Annotated in this window: 24 protein-coding genes; 5 read left to right on the plus strand and 19 right to left on the minus strand. The window is 49.1% G+C overall.

Annotated elements, in window-relative coordinates:
• Positions 1-483, plus strand: a 483-nt coding sequence (locus ACMHXH_RS02895; RefSeq protein WP_413737583.1) for a transposase, incomplete at its 5' end; no start/stop codon positions are given.
• A gap of 52 nt (positions 484-535) precedes the next feature.
• Here ACMHXH_RS02895 and ccoG read toward each other — a convergent pair.
• The gene (ccoG, locus tag ACMHXH_RS02900; protein ID WP_039035960.1) at positions 536-1,963 is read right to left on the minus strand and encodes a cytochrome c oxidase accessory protein CcoG; all 1,428 of its coding nucleotides are present in this window, start codon (positions 1,961-1,963) and stop codon (positions 536-538) included.
• Positions 1,964-2,050: 87 nt separating this feature from the next.
• Here ccoG and ACMHXH_RS02905 point away from each other — a divergent pair, with 87 nt between their 5' ends.
• From ACMHXH_RS02905 to ACMHXH_RS02915, 3 genes are all read left to right on the plus strand, one after another.
• Positions 2,051-2,401 (plus strand): hypothetical protein, encoded by a 351-nt coding sequence (locus ACMHXH_RS02905; protein ID WP_039035959.1) that lies wholly within the window; start codon positions 2,051-2,053, stop codon positions 2,399-2,401.
• 110 nt (positions 2,402-2,511) lie between these two features.
• Positions 2,512-3,414 (plus strand): 1,4-dihydroxy-2-naphthoyl-CoA synthase, encoded by a 903-nt coding sequence (locus ACMHXH_RS02910; RefSeq protein ID WP_028780956.1) that lies wholly within the window; start codon positions 2,512-2,514, stop codon positions 3,412-3,414.
• Positions 3,415-3,546: 132 nt separating this feature from the next.
• On the plus strand, positions 3,547-3,750 hold the full coding sequence (locus ACMHXH_RS02915; RefSeq protein WP_039035958.1) for a DUF2061 domain-containing protein: 204 nt from the start codon (positions 3,547-3,549) through the stop codon (positions 3,748-3,750).
• Between the two features lie 57 nt (positions 3,751-3,807).
• On the opposite strand, the gene glmS is transcribed toward ACMHXH_RS02915, so the two are convergent.
• From glmS to mioC, 18 genes are all read right to left on the minus strand, one after another.
• Positions 3,808-5,637 (minus strand): glutamine--fructose-6-phosphate transaminase (isomerizing), encoded by a 1,830-nt coding sequence (gene glmS / locus ACMHXH_RS02920; protein WP_071476689.1) that lies wholly within the window; start codon positions 5,635-5,637, stop codon positions 3,808-3,810.
• Between the two features lie 24 nt (positions 5,638-5,661).
• On the minus strand, positions 5,662-6,432 hold the full coding sequence (locus ACMHXH_RS02925) for a DeoR/GlpR family DNA-binding transcription regulator (RefSeq protein ID WP_039035956.1): 771 nt from the start codon (positions 6,430-6,432) through the stop codon (positions 5,662-5,664).
• A 230-nt stretch (positions 6,433-6,662) separates the two neighbouring features.
• A complete protein-coding gene (locus ACMHXH_RS02930) occupies positions 6,663-8,753 on the minus strand; it encodes a TonB-dependent siderophore receptor (RefSeq protein WP_071476690.1) in 2,091 nt (696 codons plus the stop codon).
• 181 nt (positions 8,754-8,934) lie between these two features.
• On the minus strand, positions 8,935-10,299 hold the full coding sequence (glmU, locus tag ACMHXH_RS02935; RefSeq protein WP_071476712.1) for a bifunctional UDP-N-acetylglucosamine diphosphorylase/glucosamine-1-phosphate N-acetyltransferase GlmU: 1,365 nt from the start codon (positions 10,297-10,299) through the stop codon (positions 8,935-8,937).
• A gap of 153 nt (positions 10,300-10,452) precedes the next feature.
• Positions 10,453-10,881: a F0F1 ATP synthase subunit epsilon gene (locus tag ACMHXH_RS02940; protein WP_025011732.1), complete on the minus strand. Its 429-nt coding sequence runs from the start codon at positions 10,879-10,881 to the stop codon at positions 10,453-10,455.
• Between the two features lie 36 nt (positions 10,882-10,917).
• Complete coding sequence (gene atpD / locus ACMHXH_RS02945) at positions 10,918-12,306, minus strand: F0F1 ATP synthase subunit beta (RefSeq protein WP_039035954.1); 1,389 nt, start codon at positions 12,304-12,306, stop codon at positions 10,918-10,920.
• Positions 12,307-12,341: 35 nt separating this feature from the next.
• A complete protein-coding gene (atpG, locus tag ACMHXH_RS02950; RefSeq protein WP_039035953.1) occupies positions 12,342-13,202 on the minus strand; it encodes a F0F1 ATP synthase subunit gamma in 861 nt (286 codons plus the stop codon).
• 50 nt (positions 13,203-13,252) lie between these two features.
• A complete protein-coding gene (gene atpA, locus ACMHXH_RS02955; RefSeq protein WP_039035952.1) occupies positions 13,253-14,794 on the minus strand; it encodes a F0F1 ATP synthase subunit alpha in 1,542 nt (513 codons plus the stop codon).
• 14 nt (positions 14,795-14,808) lie between these two features.
• Positions 14,809-15,342 carry a F0F1 ATP synthase subunit delta gene (atpH, locus tag ACMHXH_RS02960; RefSeq protein WP_039035951.1) on the minus strand — a complete coding sequence of 178 codons (534 nt, stop codon included), beginning with the start codon at positions 15,340-15,342 and terminating at the stop codon, positions 14,809-14,811.
• Positions 15,343-15,357: 15 nt separating this feature from the next.
• Positions 15,358-15,828, minus strand: coding sequence for a F0F1 ATP synthase subunit B (gene atpF / locus ACMHXH_RS02965; protein ID WP_028780952.1), 471 nt, complete (start codon positions 15,826-15,828; stop codon positions 15,358-15,360).
• Positions 15,829-15,865: 37 nt separating this feature from the next.
• Positions 15,866-16,117, minus strand: coding sequence for a F0F1 ATP synthase subunit C (gene atpE, locus ACMHXH_RS02970; RefSeq protein WP_025011729.1), 252 nt, complete (start codon positions 16,115-16,117; stop codon positions 15,866-15,868).
• Positions 16,118-16,183: 66 nt separating this feature from the next.
• Positions 16,184-16,978, minus strand: a complete 795-nt coding sequence (gene atpB / locus ACMHXH_RS02975; RefSeq protein ID WP_039035950.1) for a F0F1 ATP synthase subunit A — start codon at positions 16,976-16,978, stop codon at positions 16,184-16,186.
• 12 nt (positions 16,979-16,990) lie between these two features.
• Positions 16,991-17,374: an ATP synthase subunit I gene (locus tag ACMHXH_RS02980; RefSeq protein ID WP_039035949.1), complete on the minus strand. Its 384-nt coding sequence runs from the start codon at positions 17,372-17,374 to the stop codon at positions 16,991-16,993.
• A 225-nt stretch (positions 17,375-17,599) separates the two neighbouring features.
• Positions 17,600-18,481, minus strand: a complete 882-nt coding sequence (locus tag ACMHXH_RS02985) for a ParB/RepB/Spo0J family partition protein (protein ID WP_039035948.1) — start codon at positions 18,479-18,481, stop codon at positions 17,600-17,602.
• 10 nt (positions 18,482-18,491) lie between these two features.
• Positions 18,492-19,280 (minus strand): ParA family protein, encoded by a 789-nt coding sequence (locus ACMHXH_RS02990; RefSeq protein WP_039035962.1) that lies wholly within the window; start codon positions 19,278-19,280, stop codon positions 18,492-18,494.
• An 86-nt stretch (positions 19,281-19,366) separates the two neighbouring features.
• Complete coding sequence (gene rsmG / locus ACMHXH_RS02995) at positions 19,367-19,990, minus strand: 16S rRNA (guanine(527)-N(7))-methyltransferase RsmG (RefSeq protein ID WP_071476691.1); 624 nt, start codon at positions 19,988-19,990, stop codon at positions 19,367-19,369.
• 100 nt (positions 19,991-20,090) lie between these two features.
• Positions 20,091-21,980 (minus strand): tRNA uridine-5-carboxymethylaminomethyl(34) synthesis enzyme MnmG, encoded by a 1,890-nt coding sequence (gene mnmG, locus ACMHXH_RS03000; RefSeq protein ID WP_144362104.1) that lies wholly within the window; start codon positions 21,978-21,980, stop codon positions 20,091-20,093.
• 450 nt (positions 21,981-22,430) lie between these two features.
• On the minus strand, positions 22,431-22,871 hold the full coding sequence (gene mioC, locus ACMHXH_RS03005; protein ID WP_039035945.1) for an FMN-binding protein MioC: 441 nt from the start codon (positions 22,869-22,871) through the stop codon (positions 22,431-22,433).
• A gap of 148 nt (positions 22,872-23,019) precedes the next feature.
• Here mioC and ACMHXH_RS03010 point away from each other — a divergent pair, with 148 nt between their 5' ends.
• A complete protein-coding gene (locus ACMHXH_RS03010) occupies positions 23,020-23,871 on the plus strand; it encodes an endonuclease/exonuclease/phosphatase family protein (protein WP_039035944.1) in 852 nt (283 codons plus the stop codon).
• Positions 23,872-24,475 lie beyond the last annotated feature (604 nt).

Below are 24,475 nucleotides of genomic sequence, written 5' to 3' on the forward strand. Positions count from 1 at the left end.
AAGTCGGTTTCCATTTTGACCTCATTAACGGACCCCTTGCGTTATCCGGGGGCAGAAATAGCGGATTTATATGCTCATCGATGGGAGATAGAAGTGGGCTATCGGGAGATGAAGCAGCATCTTCTGGAGAGTCGCTTTACGTTACGCAGTCAATTGCCAGAGCTGGTTATCCAAGAATTGTGGGGGGTACTGTTGGCCTATAACCTCATCAGATACAAGATGGTGTTGATGGCTAAAAGCTTACCGTCGTTACATCCGAACCAATTAAGCTTTAGAGATGCATCGAGTTATATCATTTTTAAACTGACTCAGCTGTCATCTCAAACGCCCGGAAATGTCCCGAGAGATGTCTTGGACATAGTGCGTAATGCGAGGCAGTTCAAGCTTGATGGGAAACGCGATAGAGCCTATCCACGTGCGTTAAAAATGAGTAAAAACAAGTATCCCATTAAGCCTAAGAAAAATGCCGTTCACACTAAGTGAACGGCATTAGGCTCACGCCCCTTTTTATCTATCTAGCGTCGCTTACTAAAGCTTAAGGCCCGAAGAAACGGGACTCCTGTTTGGCTTCAACCGTCTCACCATTGACTTCGGTTGTGACAATAAAGTCTATCTTGGTAATGGGACGTTTCAGCTCCACAGGGTCGACCGCCACACTGATTGGCAGCGTCAATACTTCACCGGCCGCAATCTGCACTGTTTGTGGACCGTACCACTTATAGTTATTTAACCCATCAATGTGCATCTGGTACTCGTGGGCCGTTTCTGTTTTGTTCAATATCTTCAAAGTGAAGGTATTCTCTGTCATCCCCTGAGTATTCTCGGTATAGAGCTGATTCCGGTCACGAATGATATCGATGCGCACAGGGGCGATATTGGCACTGGCGTAAATGAACACCAAAATCATCGCAGTAAGCACAACACCATAGCCCACCAGCTTGGGACGCAGCACTTTTTCCTTGATCCCTTCCAGTTTGTTTTCCGTGGTGTAACTGATAAGGCCTTTGGCATATCCCATACGTTCCATGGTGGAGTCGCAGGCATCGATACAGGCGCCGCAGTTGATACATTCGTACTGCAGGCCATTACGGATATCAATCCCTGTCGGACAAACCTGAACACAGAGATCGCAATCGATACAGTCGCCCAGCCCCAGAGCTTTGGGATCTGCCTTACGGGAACGGGGGCCGCGAGTTTCACCACGCTTGGTGTCATAGCCAACAATATAAGTGTTCTTATCGAACATGGCCGCCTGGAAACGCGCATAGGGACACATGTGAATACACATGATTTCCCGCATCCAGCCGGCATTACCATAGGTTGCCAAAGTGAAGAGAATAACCCAAAAGTACACGGCGCCGCTGGCCTGTAAGGTAAACACCTCGAGGTATACTTCTCTGGAGGGCACAAAGTAAGACACAAATGTCATGGCCGTCAGCAGGGAAATCAGCAACCAAGCAGTATGCTTGGCCGTTTTGCGCCAGAGCTTGTCAAAACTCCAGGGCATCTGATCCAACTTCATCCTTTTGTTGCGTGCCCCTTCGAGCTTTTCTTCAAACCAGATAAAGATGAAGGTCCACACTGTCTGCGGGCAGGTGTAACCGCACCAGACCCTTCCCAGGTAGGTAGTGACAAAAAACAGTGCGAAGGCAGCAATCATAAACAAGGCTGCCAGCAACGTCAGATCCTGAGGCCAGATAGTCAGGCCGAATACATGAAACTTCTGCTCTGCCAGGTTAAACCAGACTGCCTGCCTATCTCCCCAGGGAAGCCAGGGCAAAATCAGGAAAAACAGCATAGCTATCCATCCCATCCGCCGCCTTAACGAACTCCATAGACCATCAACCGCACGAACGTAAATTCGGTTGCGAGGATTAAAGCGGTCTGCTTTACTCGCATCAGGCTGGTGAATCTTGATTCGATTGGCTTTCGAATAATCCTTATTGCTCGACTCTTCACTCATCTTTACAGCCTTTTACTGCTTATTGTATAAAAACTGGCGTATTATACCTTGTAACACAAGGGTTATTAACCTTAGTTGGACTAAATGATGAAAGGCTGGATTATTTTGGCAATATTGGCCGGAGTGCTTTATTACTTGGTCACTCAGACAGATAAGCTCGATGAGCCTATTGCCCAAACCGAAGCATTAGTAAAGAAAATTGAACGCAAGCTGGATGCCATGACGGGCACACAGATCATTCGCCTCGATCAGAAAAAGGCCCGCCTCAAGGCCGATATTGCCGAGCGTTTGTCAGCTTCAGAGCTGCAGGAGTTGGACGGCATACTGACCTCGCCAGAGACTTTAATGGACTTCAAGGACGAGTATTGTCGTGGCAATGTCATATCTCATCCGGTTTTCAGCAAAGATAACCTGTTGTTCATCTGTGATAACCTCTGAATAAAGCACCGGGTTTTGTCGACTGTTGCAAAACCCGCACCTGAAATCATTGACCTCCCACGCCAATCCACCTAGCCTTTGAGCCATTATCAATATAGGGGCTGTTTGTTATGACATCTTTTGTTTCCGATACTTTTGAACCTGAATTGTGGGAAGAGGTTGCCGGGTTCGCTTTTGAAGACATCACTTACCACAGAGCCAAATCTCAAGGTACGGTGCGAATTGCCATTAACCGTCCCGACTGTCTGAACGCTTTTCGTCCCAAGACAGTTGATGAACTTTACATAGCTCTGGACCACGCCCGGCAATGGTCTGATGTAGGTTGTGTGCTGTTAACAGGTAATGGCCCATCAGCCAAAGGGCAATATTCCTTCTCCTCCGGTGGCGATCAGCGTATTCGCGGCAAAGACGGCTACAAATATGAAGGTGAGGAAGCCGGCAAGGCCGATTTGGCTCGCATGGGCCGCCTGCACATTCTCGAAGTACAGCGCTTGATCCGCTTTATGCCCAAGGTCGTCATAGCCGTAGTTCCCGGTTGGGCGGTTGGTGGCGGTCACAGCCTGCATGTAGTGTGCGATCTGACACTGGCATCGAAAGAACACGCCGTTTTCAAACAGACAGACCCGGATGTAGCCAGCTTTGATTCTGGCTATGGCAGCGCTTATCTGGCGAAGATGATAGGTCAGAAGCGGGCAAGAGAAATATTTTTCTGTGGCTTTAACTACAGTGCCGATGAAGCCTTTGCCATGGGCATGGTTAACCGTTCGGTTCCTCATGCAGAACTTGAAACCGAAGCTCTGCGCTGGGCCAAGGAGATCAACTCCAAGTCCCCAACCGCAATGCGCATGCTCAAATATGGCTTTAACCTGCCTGATGATGGTTTGGTTGGCCAGCAACTGTTTGCCGGTGAAGCGACCCGTTTAGCCTATGGCACAGCCGAGGCCCAGGAAGGCCGAGACGCGTTTCTTGAAAAACGCGATCAGGACTTTTCCAGCTTCCCTTGGCATTACTGATAGCCTTAGACTACTAAAGGCCGCATAAGCGGCCTTTTTAATAGATAAAAACGGTCAAATTAATCTGTTAAACCCCCTTTTAATTATTAATGAGAATTATTATCATTAAATTATCGAGAGAGGAGAACCACCATGATTAAGACAATGACCTTTGCCATACTGCACTTCAGCGTAGCCTTTACCATCACTTACCTGCTTACCGGCAGTGCGCTTATAGGTGGTGCCGTGGCCCTGATAGAACCCAGCATCAACACTGTTGTTTTCTACTTCCACGAAAAGGTCTGGAAGAGATACGAAGCAAAAAAGCAGCAGCGGCTAACGCAATTAATCGCCTGAGCATACACTCAGGCGATTAGTGGCAACACTTTCAGGCTTGCGCTTGATTCCGGCCAATTACTCTACAGTAACCGACTTGGCCAAGTTTCTTGGCTGATCCACATCAGTCCCTTTGATCAGGGCAACATGGTATGACAGCAACTGCAGCGGAATAGTGTAAATAAGCGGTGCCATAAACTCATCACAATGTGGCACAGGAATTACCTTCATGGTGTCATCGGATGCAAATTCAGCATCAACATCAGCAAACACATACATCAAACCACCACGGGCACGCACTTCTTCCACATTGGACTTAAGCTTTTCAAGCAGTTCATTATTGGGTGCAACCACTATCACAGGCATGTCGGCATCGATCAGCGCCAATGGTCCATGTTTCAGCTCTCCGGATGCATAAGCTTCGGCATGAATATAGGAAATCTCCTTCAGCTTCAGCGCGCCTTCCATCGCAATGGGATACTGATCGCCACGTCCCAGGAACAAGGCATGACTCTTATCGGCAAAGTCTTCAGCCAACTCAGCTATGGCGTCATCCAACCCCAGAGCCTGCTCCACTTTAGCCGGCATAGACTGCAAACTCTGGGCGATTGCCGCCTGCATTTCCACACTCATGCTGTTATAACGTCCCAGTGCCGCCGTCAGCATCAACAAACCGGCCAACTGCACGGTAAAGGCCTTGGTGGAAGCCACACCTATCTCGGCACCGGCTTTCATCATATATGCCATATCGGACTCGCGAACCAGCGAGGATCCGGGGGCGTTACATATGGTCAAGGTTGCCTTGTACCCCATCTCTTTGGCCAAACGCATTGCCGCCAGGGTATCGGCCGTTTCACCGGATTGAGAAATGGTGACCAACAGGCTGTTGGGGAACAGATGCGACTTGCGGTAGCGGAATTCAGAAGCAATTTCCACATTACAGGAAACACCGGCCCAATCTTCCAGCCAATAACGTGCCGCCATACCGGCATGGTAACTGGTACCACAGGCAATGATCTGTACATGTTTGATCTCTTTGAGAAGCTCGGCAGCATTATCACCAAAGGCTGTATCCAGCACCTGCTGCTGGGCTATTCGGCCTTCGAGAGTACGGGCCAGCGCCATTGGCTGCTCATAGATCTCTTTAAGCATATAGTGACGATACTCGCCCTTGTCACCGGCATCATGAGTGATTTCAGATTCTTTCTTTTCACGCACTACCGGGTTTCCGTCAAGATCATAGATATGAACCTCACGGCGAGTCACTTCGGCAACATCGCCCTCTTCCAGAAAGGCAAAAGTACGGGTCACCGGCAGCAGTGCCAGTTGATCCGAGGCGACGAAGTTTTCTCCCAGGCCAAAGCCTATTACCAATGGGCTGCCACTGCGGGCGACCACCAGCCGTTCAGGGTCGCGGCGGTCGATGACCACAGTGCCATAGGCACCTTCCAGTTGTTTGACTGTGGCTTGTACCGCCGCCAGCAAGCCGGGGGCAGACTTGAGCTCATGGTCGACCAGATGACAAATGACTTCTGTATCTGTATCTGAGTTGAACTGATAGCCTAAGCCCTTGAGCATCTCCCGCAACTTAGCGTGATTTTCAATAATCCCGTTGTGCACCACGGCTATGTCACTGCCGGATTGATGTGGATGCGCGTTGCGCTCACTGGGCTCACCATGGGTCGCCCAGCGGGTATGGGCGATGCCGGTACCACCGGCCAAAGGAGCAGTTTGCAAGGCATCGGCCAACTCCTGCACCTTGCCAACTCTGCGGGTACGGGTCAGTTCACCTTGGTGAATGACAGCCACACCGGCCGAATCATAGCCACGATATTCCAGGCGTTTCAGTCCCTCGATCAAGATTTCAGCAACATCCCTTTGCGCTACTGCGCCAACAATTCCACACATATCAATATCCGCTTAGTTTAAAGTTTACGCTGTAAAAGGGGCCAAGATCAGCTTTACCCCTTGATTTGAAATACTTTCAGCGGCTGCATCTGGCAGCCTATTATCTGTCACCAGGGTAGTGACCAACTCCCAGGGCAACTCAAGATTAGGAATTCTGCGGCCCACCTTTTCCGATTCGAGCAGCACCACTACATCCCGGGAAACTTCCGCCATCACCCGGCTCAGCCCAATCAACTCATTGAAAGTGGTGGTGCCTCGCTGCAAGTCAATGCCATCGGCGCCGATAAAAAGCTGGTCAAAGTTGTAGGAACGCAGTACTTGCTCAGCCACCTGTCCTTGAAAAGATTCGGAGTGGGGGTCCCAGGTGCCCCCCGTCATCAAGAGTGTGGGCTCGTTTTCCAATTCATGTATCGCATTGGCCAACTGCAGGGAATTGGTCATGACCACCAGCCCGCGCTTATCGTTAAGCTCAGGAATAAGTCCCAAAGTGGTGCTGCCACAATCTATGATGATGCGATTATGATCTTTGATAAGCCCGGCAGCGGCCTGAGCTATGGCCAACTTATTGCGGGAAGGCGGTTCAGACAAGGTCTGGGTTATCTCTTGAGGAACAACGACGGCACCACCATAACGACGCAGCAGCAAACCGGTTTTCTCCAGGGCTGCCAAGTCTTTACGTATGGTCACTTCCGAAGTTTCAAACTTCAGCGCCAAGGCATCGACACTGACTTCACCCTGCTGCTGCAGCAGGGTAACTATGGCGTGACGCCTTTGTTGGGTGTTGCGTTTGGTCATTCCAGATTGAATAAGTTTCGATTCGAAAGGCGAATTATATAACTTCGAAACCTAAACGCAATTGCTGAGTGAAAAAAGCTCGTTAGTAGTTCAGCCGATATACAGGCATGCCTTAAAGCCAGCCCGAGCCTGGGCGCGCCCCAATAAGCCGAAAGCATTAGATTTCATCCATAAAAAATGCCAGCCACTGGAGTGGCCGGCATTGCTGTTGGCATGTTATCTATTGGCGATTAAAACTTGGCTTCCAGCGCCAGGCTCACATGACGACCTTCACCAACAGTCACATCTGTATTGGTACCGCCGGCAAGATATTCTTTATCAAACAGATTCTTCATGTTAACCCTTACGCTGACATCTGTTCCCATCACATCCATAGTGTAGGCAGCGCCCAGGTCAAAACGTACATAACCATCTTTGGTGATCATGTTCTCTTTATCGGCAAAGCGTTCACCGACATAGACAGCACCAAAATTCAGAGCCAACGCTTCTGTCATCTCATAACGGGTCCAGATATTGGCCGACCACTCAGGCGCATCTATCGGCGTTTTACCATTGAGACTATCTTCTGCAGGGCGATCATACTCTGCATCCAGATACATCATGGAACCTGTCATAAACCACTTATCACTGAGTCGTCCCTGAGCGCCCATCTCAAACCCTTTATGACGCTGTTCACCACTCTGAGTTGTTATTGATTCACCTGCCCCTAAGTCTTGAGTCACGGTAACATTGGAGACGGTTATATCAAACACGGCGCCTGTCAGTAATAACCCACCATCGAACAGTTCCCACTTGGTGCCTATTTCATACTGTTCCCCATATTCAGGATCCAGATTCATCTTGTCATTGACATCATTAGGATCATTAACGCTCCCTTGGGGACTGAAGCTCTTTGAGTAATTGACATAGATACTGCCGTTATCCATCGGCGAATAGATCACCCCAAATTTAGGTGAAACGGCATAACTGTTGTTCCCGGCACCATCTTTCTTTTGTTCGTCATAACGAACACCGGCCAACAGTTTCCACTGTTCATTGATAGTAACCAGGTCCTGAATATAGAAACCATAGTGCTTATAGTCGCTTTCACTGAGTGAAGTATCGTTATGATAGTCCAAACCTGGATTTGCGATGGGCTGGCCAGGCATAACAGAAACACTTTCGCCTTTTTCGCGCAACTGCCCATAGTAGTAGTCCAACATATTGGCACCGATCAGGAACTGATGTTCCAAAACGCCGGTACTGAAGTTACCGGTAATATCAATGAATCCTGTTTTATGTTGCCAATCATCATAACGATCGAATGGACTCACAGTGTAGCCATCAGTAAATGGATCCTCAGAACCTTTGATCAAACTTGGAAGAGAGTCCAACCTTTGGCGGTTGAACTGCTGATCATTATAGCCGGCCTTCACTTTCCAGTTGTCGCTGATAAAGTAAGTGAGTTCGGCCCCTAAGTTTTCGATGGTATTGTCAGTAAACGCCCATGGCATATCCCAGATAATATCCCGACCACCAATGAGCTCACCCTTGCTGTTCAACCAACCGCCACGGTCTATTCCGGTTTTATCTTGGGTACGGTCATATTTCAGTGACAGCAAAAGATCATCGGTAATATCAAACTCCAGATTCAGGTAGCCCAACCAACGATCTCTTTCCTGATTTTCACCATTCTGATATTCACGCCAATACTGGGTATCCTGCTTAACCAGCACAGTGCGATAACGGATAGTCTGAGCTTCGTTTAGACTACCACCGGCATCCAGTTGAAAGCGGGTAGAGCCGTTATCATCGGTATCAAATCCCAGGTTAAACAGTGTGTCGTAGGTCGGCTTCTTGGTCACCATATTGATCAAGCCACCAGGGCCTGACTGGCCGTAGAGCATACTGGAGGGGCCCTTAAGCACTTCTACCTGCTGCAGAGTTTCAATAGGTTGCACATAGTGCGACCACTGCTGCTGACCATTGATCAGGTACCCAGAACCAGAGTCCAACTCAAAGCCACGAATATTAAATACCTGGCGATTCCATTTTTCACTGCCACTGGTCACGCTTGAGTCATTCACCAATACTTCAGCCAGGTTGGTTGCCAGCTGTTCATCAGTAACAAAGTCGGGGATAACGGTAACGGATTGAGGTGTATCCATCAGATTAATATCACCACGCATCGCGCCAGAGGCGACGCCAGTCTTATAATCATTGAAGCTACGGCCGGTAACACTGATACGCTCAATGTCTTCTGGCACTTGCTCTGCCGCCAGTGGCATTGAAGATATAGCGGCCACCACAGCCATACCTACACAGGAAAACTTAAACCTCATAATCACCTCATTCTCTATGCCGGACCGGCAATCAGTTCTATTTTTGCCAGCAAATATAAATGAGAAGGATTAGTATTTAAGTTTCTTTACAGATATTTACAATTAAATATGATTGACTTCAAACCCATTGACGGGTTTGTGAGATTGAAAGCACCCGAGTGGGTGCTTTCAATTAGAGGAATTATTTCTTTTGCTTTTGTGGACGCTTCCAACCCTTGATATGTTTCTGTTTAACTCGGGTGATAACCAACTCATCGGCGCCGACATCACGGGTTACAGTGGAACCGGCTCCCAGAGTCGCTCCTTTACCTATGGTGACAGGAGCAACCAACTGGGTGTCACTACCGACAAACACCTCATCTTCAATAACGGTCAGATGTTTATTGGCGCCATCATAGTTACAGGTAATGGTACCTGCACCTATATTTACCCCTTGGCCAATGCGTGCATCTCCGAGGTAAGCCAGATGTCCAGCCTTGGAGCCCACACCGAGTATGGCTTTCTTCATTTCAACAAAATTGCCTATATGGGCATCCTGCTTAAGTTCAGCGCCCTGACGCAGACGAGCAAACGGGCCGGCACTGGCGCCATCACCCAACTTGGCGCCCTCGACTATGCTGTAAGGCTTAATCTCGGCGTTATCGGCTATCTCACAATCAATAAGGATAGCGCCGGCACCCACAGTCACATTATTACCCAGCACCACTTTACCTTCGAAGATCACATTGACGTCGATCATCACATCCATGCCGACTGTCACTTCACCGCGAACATCAATGCGTGCCGGATCCCTTAGGTTAGCCCCATCCAGCATCAAGGCTTCTGCACAGCGCTGCTGATAAGCACGTTCCAACGCCGCCAACTGCACTCTGTTGTTGGCGCCTTCAGTCTCAATGGAATTAACAGGATGAGCCGTATCTATGGCCACCCCATCGGCGTGAGCCATGGCGATCACATCGGTAAGATAGTACTCGCCCTGAGCATTGTTGTTTTCCAAGCGCCCAAGCCAGTTTTTTAATTGTTTGCCCGGCAATGCCATGATGCCGCTGTTGATCTCATTAATCTTGAGTTGCTCGGGAGAAGCATCTTTCTGTTCGACTATGCCAACTACCTTGCCATGCTCGCGCACCATACGGCCATAGCCGCTTGGGTCATCCAGATGCACTGTCAGTACGGCTACGCCATCGTTTTGCCTGACAGCAAGCAAAGCTTCCAGTGTTTCCTTACGGGTGAGGGGAACGTCGCCATAGAGCACCAAGACAGTGTCATTGTCATCTATATGGGGAATCGCCTGGGCTACCGCGTGCCCTGTGCCCAGCTGTTCAGCCTGCAGCACAAAGTTAAGCGGTTGCTCGCCCAGTTCCGTCATCAGCTTATCGCCGCCATAACCATAAACCAGATTGATTTTGTCGGCATTTAGTGAATGAGCCGTATCAATCACATGCTGCACCATGGGTTTATGGGCGACCTTATGCAGAACTTTGGGTAGATCAGAACGCATCCGGGTCCCTTTCCCGGCGGCGAGAATAACAACATTCAATGACATGAGAGATTCCTTTTCTTTGGGCTGGCGCAAGTGTACCGGAATCGCGGTAAAAATGCAGCGCTCAGGCAGCTTGGAAGCTTGCAAACCTGCTTGGACAATAGGAATAACAGACACAAAAAAGGCGCCCTGAGGCGCCTTTTTTCAGCAGTGCTGTTATCTGGCAATGTTCTTCTTGATGGTCTCAACGACCCGCAACTGAGCCACGGCTTTAGCCAGTTCAATTGCTGCCGCAGCATAATCGAAGTCAGCACCGGCATCGGCCATATGGGCTTCTGCACGACGCTTGGCTTCTACTGCAGCCTGCTCGTCAATCTCATCGGCACGCATTACAACATCAGCCAATACGGACACGGAGTTGGGTTGAACTTCCAGTAAACCACCTGAAAGGTAAAACACCTCTTCCTGACCATTTTGTTTGACGATGCGCGCCATGCCAGGTTTGATATTGGTCAGCAGCGGAGTGTGGCCGGGCATAATACCCAGTTCACCCTCAGAACCAGTTACCTGTAAATGGGCAACAAGGCCTGAGAAGATTTTGCTCTCTGCACTGACGATATCAAGCTGTACTGTCATGGCTGCCATCCCGTTCTCCTTACCAAACTATGCAATATTGCCTAGTTATTTCTTGTTGGCTTTCTCAACGGCTTCGTCGATAGAACCAACCATGTAGAACGCTTGCTCTGGCAGGTGGTCGAACTCACCGTCCAGAATTCCCTTGAAGCCACGGATGGTGTCTTTCAGGGGCACGTACTTACCTGGAGAACCGGTAAAGACTTCAGCTACGTGGAATGGCTGAGACAGGAAACGCTCGATCTTACGGGCGCGGGATACTGTCATCTTGTCGTCATCTGACAACTCGTCCATACCCAGAATAGCGATGATGTCTTTCAGCTCTTTGTAACGCTGCAGAACTGTCTGTACACCGTTTGCCACGTCATAGTGCTCTTGGCCAACAACCTGTGGATCCAGCTGACGAGAGGTGGAATCCAGTGGGTCAACCGCTGGGTAGATACCCAGAGAAGCGATTTGACGAGACAGTACCACGGTCGCATCCAAGTGAGCGAAGGTGGTTGCTGGGCTTGGGTCAGTCAAGTCATCCGCAGGTACGTATACCGCTTGTACCGAAGTGATAGAACCCACTTTGGTAGAAGTAATACGTTCTTGCAGAACACCCATCTCTTCAGCCAGTGTTGGCTGATAACCCACAGCAGAAGGCATACGACCCAACAGTGCCGATACTTCGGTACCAGCCAGGGTGTAACGGTAGATGTTGTCAACGAACAACAGTACGTCACGACCTTCGTCACGGAACTTCTCGGCCATAGTCAGACCGGTCAGAGCAACACGCAGACGGTTACCTGGTGGCTCGTTCATCTGACCGTACACCATGGCTACCTTGTCCAGTACGCCTGAGTCTTTCATCTCGTAGTAGAAGTCGTTACCTTCACGGGTACGCTCACCTACACCGGCGAATACGGACAGACCTGAGTGGGCTTTAGCGATGTTGTTGATCAGTTCCATCATGTTAACTGTCTTACCAACACCCGCACCACCGAACAGACCTACTTTACCACCCTTGGCGAACGGACATACCAGGTCAATAACCTTGATGCCGGTTTCCAACAATTCAGTGGTGTTAGATTGCTCTTCATAAGAAGGAGCATCACGGTGGATGATATAACGCTCATCTTCACCGATAGCGCCCGCTTCATCCACAGGTTCACCCAGAACGTTCATGATACGGCCAAGGGTCGCAGCCCCAACCGGAACGGAAATTGGTGAACCAGAGTTTTCTACCTCGATACCACGACGCAGACCATCGGAAGAACCCATGGCGATGGTACGAACTACACCACCACCCAGCTGTTGCTGAACTTCCAGCACCAAGCCTTTACAGGCGCCTTCGCCTGTGATCTTCAGAGCGTCATATACCTGAGGTACGGTATCTTGTGGAAACTCAACGTCCACAACCGCGCCAATCACTTGGACAACAGTACCTGTGCTCATGATTAATCCTCTAAAACTTGTATTCGTTACCCAGCCTAAACCGCGGCTGCACCTGACACAATTTCCGACAGTTCTTGCGTAATCGCCGCCTGACGGGCCTTGTTGTATACCAGTTGCAGATCATCGATCAGCGTGCCGGCGTTGTCTGTTGCTGCCTTCATGGCCACCATACGGGCAGCCTGCTCGGAAGCAATGTTTTCAACGACACCCTGATACACCTGAGACTCCACATAACGAACCAAAAGCTTGTCCAACAAGACCTTTGGATCTGGCTCATAGATGTAGTCCCAGCGATGCGCTACGTCATCTTCGTCTGATTTAGGCAAAGGTAGCAGCTGCTCGATCACAGGAGTCTGCGTCATGGTATTAACAAACTTGTTGAATACCACATACAGACGATCCAGCTTGCCTTCGTTGTAAGCCTGGAGCATTACCCGCACAGTACCAATCAGGTCAGCGAGCTTGGGAGCATCACCTAAACCTGAAGCATGGGCCTGCACCTTGCCACCAAAGCTTTTGAAAAACTGAACACTGCGAGCACCGATAGGGCAGAATTCAACTTCCGCACCTTGCTCTTTCCAGCTTTTCACGTCTGCGACAACCTTCTTGAAAAGGTTGACGTTCAGACCACCACAAAGGCCACGGTCGGTTGCCACTACTATGTAACCAACCCGCTTGGGTTCTCTCACCTCCAGGTAGGGGTGTTTGTACTCCAGAGAACCCTGAGCGACGTGACCGATCACCTTACGCATGCTCTCCGCATATGGACGGCTTGCAGCCATGCGATCCTGCGCCTTGCGCATTTTGCTGGCTGCCACCATTTCCATGGCGGACGTGATCTTCTGAGTGTTTTTCACACTCGCGATCTTGGTTTTAATCTCTTTAGCGCCGGCCATCTCTACTCTCCAATCTGGACCTGAGGTGCCTTATGACACCTCGCATGTATTTACCAGGTTTGGGTTGCCACGAACTTGTCGAGACCAGCCTTCAGCTCAGCTTCGATTTCGGCATTGTAATCACCGCTATCGTTGATCAGCTTCATCAGCTCAGCATGCTCGCCGTTCATGAAAGAGAGCAGAGCGGCTTCGAAGTCACCGATCTTCTTCAGCTCAATACCTTTCAGGTAGCCTTTTTCAGCTGCAAAAATAGATACAGCTTGGTCAGCTACGCTCATAGGAGCGTATTGCTTTTGCTTCATCAGTTCGGTTACACGCTCACCGTGCTCCAGCTGGGCACGAGTTGCATCGTCAAGGTCAGACGCAAACTGTGAGAACGCAGCAAGCTCTCGATACTGTGCCAGAGCAGTACGGATACCGCCGGACAGTTTCTTGATGATCTTGGTCTGAGCCGCACCACCTACACGAGAAACAGAGATACCTGGGTTAACCGCTGGACGTAGGCCAGAGTTGAACAGGTCGGTTTCAAGGAAGATCTGACCATCGGTAATAGAAATTACGTTGGTCGGTACGAACGCAGATACGTCACCTGCCTGGGTTTCAATAATTGGCAGAGCGGTCAAAGAACCAGTCTTGCCTTTTACTTCGCCATTGGTGAACTTCTCAACGTACTCTTCGTTCACGCGGGAAGCACGTTCCAGCAGACGAGAGTGTAGATAGAATACGTCACCTGGGTAAGCTTCACGGCCTGGTGGACGCTTCAGCAACAGTGAGATCTGACGATAAGCAACAGCCTGCTTGGACAGGTCATCGTAAACGATCAGTGCATCTTCACCGCGGTCACGGAAATATTCACCCATGGTACAACCAGAGTATGGTGCCAGGTATTGCAGGGCAGCCGCTTCAGAAGCAGTAGCAACCACAACAATAGTGTTGGCCAGAGCACCGTGCTCTTCCAGCTTGCGTACTACGTTGGCAATAGTAGAAGCCTTCTGGCCTACTGCAACGTACACACACTTGATGCCGGAATCTTTCTGGTTGATGATGGCGTCAATAGCCATCGCAGTTTTACCAGTTTGACGGTCACCGATGATCAGCTCACGCTGACCGCGACCGATAGGGATCATGGCATCAACCGCCTTATAACCGGTTTGTACCGGTTGAGATACGGATTGACGCTCAATAACACCAGGAGCAATCATTTCAACAGGTGCAAAACCATCGTTGTCGATTGGTCCTTTACCGTCGATTGGCTCACCCAGAGTGTTAACAACACGTCCCAGTAGACCACGACCTACTGGAACTTCCAGAATACGGCCAGTGGTTTTAACTTTTACGCCCTCAGCCAAACCGGCATAAGGACCCATAACTACGGCACCTACAGAATCACGTTCAAGGTTCAACGCGATTGCATAACGGTTGCCAGGCAGTTCGATCATCTCACCCTGCATTACATCGGCCAGGCCGTGAATGCGGATGATGCCGTCACTGACCGAAACGATAGTACCTTCGTTGCGGGCTTCACTGACGACTTCGAACTGCTCGATCCGCTGCTTAATCAGATCGCTGATTTCAGTGGAATTCAGTTGCATGCTCAAACTCCCAATTACGACTGCAGCTTATCAGACAGGCGGTTTAATTTGCCGCGGACGGATCCATCTATCACCAGATCCCCTGCCTTGATAATAATACCGGCGATAAGCTCGGCATCGACGCTGCAATTCAGCTTAACTTTGCGTGCGAGACGTTTCTCTAAAGAAACACTGATCTGCTGTTGCTGCTCAGAGCTAAGCTCAGTAGCAGATACCACGTTGGCTTCGATTTCCTTAGCCCATTCGTGGCGAAACTCAGCATAGAGCTGAGATACAGCAGACAGTACCTCCAAGCGACCGTTTTCAGCCATTACCTTGATCAGATTTTGACCGTGCTCATCAATTTGCTCGCCACAGATATTGATAAAGAGTGCAGCTAGCTTATTGCTGGACATAGATCCAGCCAGCAGTGGCTTCATGGATTCGTTTTCACTCACCATTGCCGCGAAATCGAGCATTTCTGCCCAGTTTTCTACTGCTTGATGTTCAACAGCAAAGTCAAAAGCTGCCTTAGCGTAAGGGCGAGCAATGGTGGTTAACTCAGCCATAACTCAACTCCCTTATCAAATTTCAGCAACTAGTTTATTAACTATGTCGCTTTGGGCGGCTTCATCAATCGAACGCTCGAGGATCTTCTCTGCACCAGTGATGGCAAGAGTCGCAACCTGCTTACGCAGTTCCTCTTTCACGCGATTACGTTCAGCTTCAATTTCTGCTTTACCCTGAGCAATGATTTTCGCACGCTCAGCGTCTGCTTCAGCTTTGGCTTCATCAATAATCTGAGCCTTGCGCTTGTTGGCAGACTCAATGATTTCGTTGGCTGTAGCCTTGGCGTCTTTCAGTTGGTCAGTCGCTTTCGCTTGAGCCAACTCCAGGTCTTTTGCTGCACGGTCAGCGTCAGCAAGACCATCAGCAATCCTTTTCTGGCGCGCTTCGATGGCATTCATCAAAGGGGGCCATACAAACTTCATGCAGAACCACACGAAGATAATAAAGGCGACCGTCTGACCGATTAGGGTAGCGTTGATATTCACAACAGCCTCCTATTTAGAGTTAAGACAGAAGCGTTTATTACAGCATTGCACCCAGTGGGTTAGTAAACAGCATGTAAAGTGCAATACCTACACCGATCATGGTCACGGCGTCGAGCAGACCCGCTACAATGAACATCTTAACTTGCAGCATAGGAGCCATTTCTGGCTGACGCGCAGCGCCTTCCAGGAACTTACCACCCAAAAGGCCGAAACCGATAGCGGTACCCAGTGCACCCAAACCAATGAGCAGAGCAACAGCAATTGCAGTAAAGCCCAGAATCGTTTCCATCTGTATCTCCAGTATCTAAATCTGTGTTGGTTGATGATTTAGTTTAAAAAATTTCTTCAGCAGTCCTTAATGATCTTCATGAGCCATGCTTAGATAAACAATAGTCAGCATCATGAAAATAAACGCTTGCAGCGTGATAACCAGAATATGGAAGATCAGCCAGCCCAGTTGCAAAGTCACACCCAGAGCGGCAATCGCCAAGTTGGTACCATACATCAGCGCAATAAGGATGAAGATCAACTCACCTGCATACAAGTTACCAAAAAGACGTAGCCCCAATGAAATAGGTTTAGCTATCAAGGTAACAGTTTCGAGCAGGAAGTTGACGGGTATCATTGCCCAATGGTTGAAGGGCTGTAGCGTCAGTTCTTTCGCAAATCCTGACACACCTTTGACCTTGATGCTGTAGTAAATAATCAGCACAAACACGCCCAACGCGAGGCTGAAAGTGATGTTAAGGTCAGTAGTCGGTACTATCTTCAGATAAGGCACACCGGCCAAAGCGGCAGTATGTGGTATCCAGTCAACTGGCACCATATCCATGAGGTTCATCATGAATACCCACATAAAAATAGTCAGAGCAAGAGGTGCAATCAAAGCATTGCGACCGTGGAATGTATCTTTAACGCTGTTGTCGACAAACTCGACGATCATCTCGATAAAGCATTGAAGCTTACCGGGAACGCCAGAGGTTGCTTTTTTACCAACGCTGCGGAACAACCACAGAAACAGCACGCCAAGACCAACCGAAAAGAGCAATGAATCAATATGCCATGTCCAGAAACCTTCACCAACGGTAAGGTTGGTAAGGTGATGCTGGATATAGCCCTGCGGTGTTAATGTTTCACCAGGTGCAGCCATGATTCATCCCACTTAACTTTGCTTGAAGTACAAAGGAGCTGCCCAATGCACTATCAACGCCAGTACATAGCAAATAAAAAGGGGCATAAATGCGACCTCTAAATTGATAAATACCAGCGAAAACAACGCTATTGTCAACAGCAACTTTACCGCTTCCCCCCAGTAAAAGCCTTTTAGGACCTTACCGGCAGAGCTTGCTCCCATATGGGAAAAAGCCAGGGTAGCGAATACAAAATTAGGGAGCACAGCTATGGCAGTTCCTGCCAGAGCAGAATAGCCAAACTGGGCTCCCCACACGGCAAAGAAGATAATTGAAGCACCCCCAGCTATCGCCGCCTGCATCATCACCAATTTATAGGCTGACCAACGGCCACGACGCGCTAAAACCTTACTCAATTATTCTTCTCCGCATTCCTACTTTTTGTTTCGATGACCGGACTACAAATATCCGTATAGAGTCGAGGTACAAAAAGCTTGCGAAAGTATACCTTTTCAAGTCTTGTTTGCAACTTTGAGATAAGTAAAAACCTCACCTTTTAACGTGATACAGCCCCAAATTCGCATAAATGCAATATTAACAAACGTCACAAATTTACACTAAAAAGCGTTAACGACGTTTTTTTAATGGATTTTGGCAAGAATGCCGTCTAATTCAGCCAGATTTTGATAGTTAATTACAATTTTTCCCTTTCCCTTACTACCGTGGGAAATAGAAACTTTTGCACCTAGCCTCTCAATTAACTGACTCTCCAGACGAGCAACATCGGTATCTTTTACAGGCTTTTCGGCCTCTTTGGCAGGATTTAAGACTTTATTAACCAATCGTTCTGTTTCACGAACGGTCAATTCCTTCGCTACCACCAATCGGGCAACAGAAGTTTGCTCCTCACCTTGCAAGGCAAGCAAGGCTCGGGCATGACCCATCTCAATATCACCGTACTCCAGTAACCGCTTTACCGGTTCATTCAATCCATTGAGTCGCAGCAAGTTCGAAACGGTAGCCCGTGATTTTCCCACAGCATCAGCTATTTGTTGGTGAGTAAGATCAAATTCTTCGATCAAACGGTTAAGCGCAATGGCTTCTTCCATAGCATTGAGATCTTCCCGCTGAATGTTTTCTATCAGGGCGATAGCCACAGCAGCCTCATCGGCAACCTGCTTGACTATACAGGGCACCTTGTCCAACTTGGCCAGCTGCGCCGCACGCCAGCGACGTTCACCGGCGATTATTTCATATTTGTCATCACTGATCTTACGCACCACTATGGGCTGAATAACGCCCTGAGCCTTGATAGATTCAGCCAGCTCTTCCAGCGCCTCCGGCGACATATCTTTACGGGGTTGATACTTACCGGGTTGCAGCAGATCCACATCCAAAGTCAGCAAGGTTTCGCCGGCATCAACTTTAGATTGCTCGGCATCATCACGCTTCTTACTCGCTGCATGGCTGGTACTCAAAAGTGCGTCCAGGCCCTTGCCCAGACCCCGTTTTTTCAGTGTCATGCTCATTCCTTTATGCCTGTTTCGCTTGCTGATTCTGCTCTGAGCGACGAATGATTTCGCCGGCTAAAGCCAGATAGGCCTTGGCCCCAGCGCTACTCTTGTCATAGTACATAGCCGGAGCGCCAAAACTCGGCGCTTCGGCCAAGCGAATATTTCTTGGGATCACAGTGCGGTAAACCTTGTCACCGAAATGCTGTTTCAGTTGATCGGAAACATCGTTGGCCAGACGGTTGCGGGGATCGTACATGGTTCTGAGTATTCCCTCGATCCCGAGTTTAGGGTTAACCATGGCCGCCAACTTGGAAATGGTATCCATCAGGGCAGTCAAGCCTTCCAGGGCATAATACTCACACTGCATGGGAACCAGTACTGAGTCGGCCGCCGACATGGCGTTCACAGTCAACATATTCAGCGAGGGAGGACAATCGATAAAGATAAAGTCGTATTCATCCTGCACCTTTGCCAAAGCGTTGCGCAGGCGAATCTCCCTGGCAAAGAACTCCATCAATTTGATTTCGGCGGCAGTCACATCACCGTTGGCGGCAATGAGATCGTATTTCCCGGCAGTGTTACGTACGACGACTTCGTCAAAACTCTTTTCTTCCACCAGTAACTCATAGGCGGTGTTTTCAACTTCGTACTTGTCGACACCACTCCCCATGGTGGCATTGCCCTGGGGATCCAGATCGATCAATAGCACCCGCCGCTTGGTTGCCGCCAAAGAGGCAGCCAAATTAACACAAGTTGTTGTTTTTCCAACGCCACCTTTCTGGTTGGCTACGGCAATAATTCTCGCCACACTGTCACCTTGTCTGTCAATTTTGTTATTGATGCCCGGTTCCGTTTGCATCAAGTTGCTTGATACGCCAGCCAATTGCAAGGCATTCAAACCTGGGGAGCTATGATCAGCAGATGTCTCTGTTCATCCAATTTTGGAACCTTGAGTTCAATGGATTCCCTGATACTGTACCCCTCAGGGATCCCGGTTAACTCATCAGGGTTCAGTTGCCCTTTAAGGGCATAGAATACCCCATTTTGCGCCGGCAAATGCTGACACCAGCTTAACATGTCTGCCACTGAGGCAAAGGCGCGGCTTAGCACGCCGTCAAACCCTTGCGGATCCTCAAAGGCTTCCACCCGGCTCTCTACCGACTGTATATTTTTCAATTTGAGTTCAATCTGGACCTGTTTTTGAAAACGGATCCGCTTGCCCAAGCTATCGAGCAATACAAATTCTTTATCCGGATTCAAAATCGCCAGCGGGATACCGGGCAACCCAGGGCCTGTGCCCACGTCGATAAAACGCTGTCCCTTGAGATGAGGAGAGACGACCAGGCTATCCATGATATGACGGATGAGCATCTGCTCAGGTTCGCGCACCGAGGTCAGGTTATAGGCTTTATTCCATTTGTTGAGCATGGCAACAAAACCAAGCAACTGTTGCTGCTGTTCATCTGATGCATTGAGGCCTGTCTCAGCCAGATATGTTTTTAACTGTGCTGCAAGCACGGGTATTCTCCCCAGAAAAATACTGCGGGGCTATTATGCGGCCCCAAAACGGCCAAGGGAAGCATCTACAGCTTCCCCGGCTCTGGAATGGTTTACTGTATCAGGCCGTTCGGCGCAGTAATCCCCGTTTTTTCAGATGCACCAGCAAAATGGAGATGGCTGCCGGAGTTACCCCCGAGATCCTGGAGGCCTGGCCTATGGTCTCTGGTTTATGGGCATTGAGCTTGGCGATCACTTCGTTGGATAAGCCTGGCACTTCATTGTAATCAAGCTCCAGCGGCAATCCGGTATTTTCGTTACGCTGTGCTTTGGCGATCTCTTCCTGCTGGCGCTGAATATAACCAGCATATTTAACCTGGATCTGCACCTGTTCGGCCGCTTGACGATCTTCGAGCCCCGGCCCGAAACCTTCAATCCCCATAAGCTTGTCATAGTCCAATTCAGGACGCCGTAGCAGCTCTTCAAACGAAGCTTCGCGAGATATTGGTGTATTGAGATGCGGATTCAGCGCTTCAACCAGAGGGGAATTCACATGGATCCATTGACTGCGCAGACGTTGCAGCTCAGATTCTATCGCCTCAACCTTGGCTGAGAACTTGGCCCAGCGCTGATCGTCAACCAAACCCAGCTCGCGGCCTTTCTCGGTCAGGCGCAGATCGGCATTATCTTCGCGCAGCAGCAAGCGATATTCGGCGCGGCTGGTAAACATACGATAGGGCTCTTTAGTGCCTAACGTCGACAAATCATCCACCAGCACGCCAAGATAAGCCTGATCCCTTCTAGGTGCCCAAGCGTCTTTACCTTGCACCTGTAAAGCCGCGTTCATGCCGGCCAACAGGCCTTGAGCTCCAGCCTCTTCATAACCTGTGGTGCCGTTGATTTGACCTGCAAAGAACAACCCATTTATGGTTTTGGTTTCCAGCGAATTTTTCAGATCTCTGGGATCAAAGTAATCATATTCAATGGCATAGCCAGGGCGCATGATCTCAGCATTTTCCATCCCCTTGATCGAGCGGACCAAAGCAATTTGCACATCGAATGGCAAACTGGTTGAGATACCGTTGGGGTATAACTCATTGGTATTGAGTCCCTCAGGTTCAATAAAGATCTGATGCGAACTCTTATCGGCAAAGCGATGGATCTTGTCTTCGATAGACGGACAGTATCTCGGGCCTATTCCTTCGATAACCCCAGAATACATCGGGCTTCGGTCCAAACCGCCACGAATTATCTCGTGGGTTTTTTCATTGGTATGGGTGATATAGCAAGAGATTTGCTGAGGATGTTGGTTCACATCACCGATAAAAGACATCACAGGAAGAGGATTATCTCCTTGCTGTTCTGTCATCTGCTCGAAGTCGACACTGCGAGCATCGATACGAGGCGGCGTACCCGTTTTGAGACGGCCAACTCGAATAGGTAACTCTCTGAGTCTATGAGCTAGAGCGATCGCTGGAGGATCACCGGCACGCCCACCACTGTAATTTTCCAATCCAATATGGATCTTACCTCCCAAGAAAGTACCGGCTGTCAGCACCACAGCAGGAGCTTCAAAAGCCAGTCCCATTTGGGTAACAACACCAATGACTCTGTTGTTTTCAACAACCAGATCGTCAACAGCTTGTTGAAAGATCCTTAAGTTGGGCTGGTTTTGCAATATCTGTTGGATCTTTTGTCGATATAAGGCGCGATCTGCTTGGGCTCTGGTAGCTCTTACTGCTGGTCCCTTACTTGAATTCAGGGTTCTGAATTGGATCCCGGCATAATCAGTTGCTGTTGCCATGGCGCCACCCAAGGCATCTATCTCTTTAACCAAGTGCCCTTTACCTATACCCCCGATAGCCGGGTTACAGGACATCTGACCCAAAGTGTCAATATTATGGGTTAGGAGCAGGGTGTTAACTCCCATTCTGGCAGCTGCCAATGCGGCTTCAGTTCCGGCATGACCACCACCTACAACAATTACATCAAACCGTTCATGAAAACGCATAGATTTACCTTTGGCTGAGCAAGGGATGAAAAAGGAATTTCAGCCGATCATTTTAGCACCTGTAAGGATTCAGGTGAATGATCTATTTCATGCTGATGGATCGCAAGGGATCTGCCTTATAGATCTTAAGATCTTTATATAGATCTTCTTGTTATGTTTACTATTAGGATTGGGCTTTTCTGTGGGTAACGGTTATATTTACGTAAAAACAAGAGGTTAACGCAAATTGATCCTGTGATCAGTTGGCGATCTATCTCCATTAAAGCTGGGGATAGATCGCGATCTTATCCACAAGGAGGATCTGGTATGCATTCAGGATCCGATTCATGCAACGATTGATCAGATCAAAATAAAGTATTATCCACAGAGTTATATTTTATTGAGCAAAATTGTGGGTAAGTTAGATCTAAATTGTGAGTATTTGATAGCTTATTCAGTTTTAAATACGTTTTAGAGTTTGCCTAACCAGCCATCAAGCCACGCCAATGCTGGATCTTCCGGTACGGGATCGTATTGAACATCGATCTGGATCTTATCCACATAGGATTGGGCGCCAAGTGCGCTCAGTTGGTGTAGCAGCTTTTCCGGGCCTTGGCAGAAAGTGTCGTAACTCGAGTCGCCGATCGCACATAAAGCATACCGACAGTCCTGCAGATTTTGGTTTGACTGGAGTAATTCCTGATAGAAGGGCTGCAAATTGTCCGGAAGATCGCCGGCCCCATGGGTGGAGGAAACGATCAACCAAAGGGCTTTGGGATCCAGTTGATCCAACTGTGGGGTCAAATACAGGTTTGTCTGGTGGCCGTTTTGTTCAAGCTTATTGATGAGTTCTTCGGCGACATATTCGGCTCCTCCCAAGGTGGTTCCGACCAATACTTCGACTTTCGCCATGATATTCCTCTCTGTATGTAGCGCCTGGCGCCTTGATTTAATCGGCCCATATTAATCCAATTTGCGGTGACAGACAGCCTTGGGTAACCTGAGTTTGAGCACTATTGCATTAATCCTGTTGTAGGCTCTTTCTGCGCTTGAGGCTGATATGAAACTGAAGTGGTTGCTGATCTTCCCGTTGCTTTCTTTGCTGGTGATACTCGGGGGATGGCATTGGTTGTTTACTGTACCGGCAAATGTTCAACTGCAATCTGACAGGGTTGATTCCAATACCGGCGCGGCCTGTATTCAAACGCCAACGGCAAAGGCGCTGGATAATAATGGTGAGTTTGGTGTATTGATCTGGAATATTCAGAAGCAGCAAAACGGCCAGTGGCGTTCTCGTCTCGATGATTTTACAACTGGCAGGCAGTTGGTGCTGTTGCAGGAAGCCAGTTTGGATCCCGGCATGTATCTTTATCTGAATACTGCGCAGTGGTTTTGGCGTTTCGCTAATGCTTTCAGTGTATTGGATACCCCAGCTGGGGTAATGAATCTTTCCCGCAGCGCTCCTTTGAGCAGTTGTGGCTACCGTACTCTTGAGCCTTGGTTGCGGTTGCCCAAGACGGCCTTGGTCGCTGAATATCCTTTGTCTGATGGCTCATTATTGACTGTGGTCAATGTCCATGGAATTAACTTCAGTGTCGGTATCGAAGAATATCGGCAGCAACTTAAGTCTTTGACTGAAGCCCTGGCTGAGGAAAGAGTTATGGGGCCTATTATTCTGGCGGGTGATTTCAATACCTGGAGTGAGGAACGCAGTATGCTGCTGGCCGCCTTTGCTTCCTCTTTGGGATTGAATGAGGCTCATTTTGGCGAGGATAACAGGGTGAGAGTTCTGGGGTATCCTTTGGATCATCTCTTTTATCGAGGATTGAAACCCAAAGAGCTGTATGTGCCGGAAACAGATGTGTCTGATCACAATCCTATGGTCGCCAGCTTTGTGATTGCTGAGAACTAGGCCATAAGGAAGGTGCGAACAAGTCCCATGCGTTCTCTGCGTCGGCTTACGGGCATGGATGCAAGGCGTGGTTCGCAGCAAATGGTTAGTCCTTTGTAAGAAGCACAACACAGCAGGCAGGCCTGTAAGCCACGCCCTTCGGGGCTTACACAGCAACCGGCTCTCTGCGTTATCCGACTTTGACAGGCCCCGGCATGCCTTCAGTCAGATGCCTTGAACGCCAATTGCTGTGTAAGCCAGAGTACCGCGAGGACTTATTCGCACCTTCCCTAAGTAACTCATGTTTCCCTGACACCGGTTCCTCCAAAAAAGGACCTGTGACCGAAGTAGCGGAAGTCAGCATTCCTAACTGAGGGCCCTGATAGATTATCTTTCCGCCATGTTTTCCGGCTCCCGGGCCCATTTCTATTACGTGGTCGGCATTGGCTATCATCTCAAGAATATGCTTGATGATTAGCAATGTTTTTCCTTCAACTGCGAGTAAGGTAAATAGTTCGAGCAGGCGCTCGACATCGGCCATATTCAGGCCAGAGGTGAGGATTTAAGGACATTATGCAGCGACTCTGTATAACAGGTAGCGGTAGAACACTTGCATGGCTCAATC

The sequence above is a fragment of the Shewanella sp. BJSY2023SW001 genome, assembly GCF_047314685.1.
GTDB classification, from domain to species: Bacteria; Pseudomonadota; Gammaproteobacteria; order Enterobacterales; family Shewanellaceae; genus Shewanella; species Shewanella indica.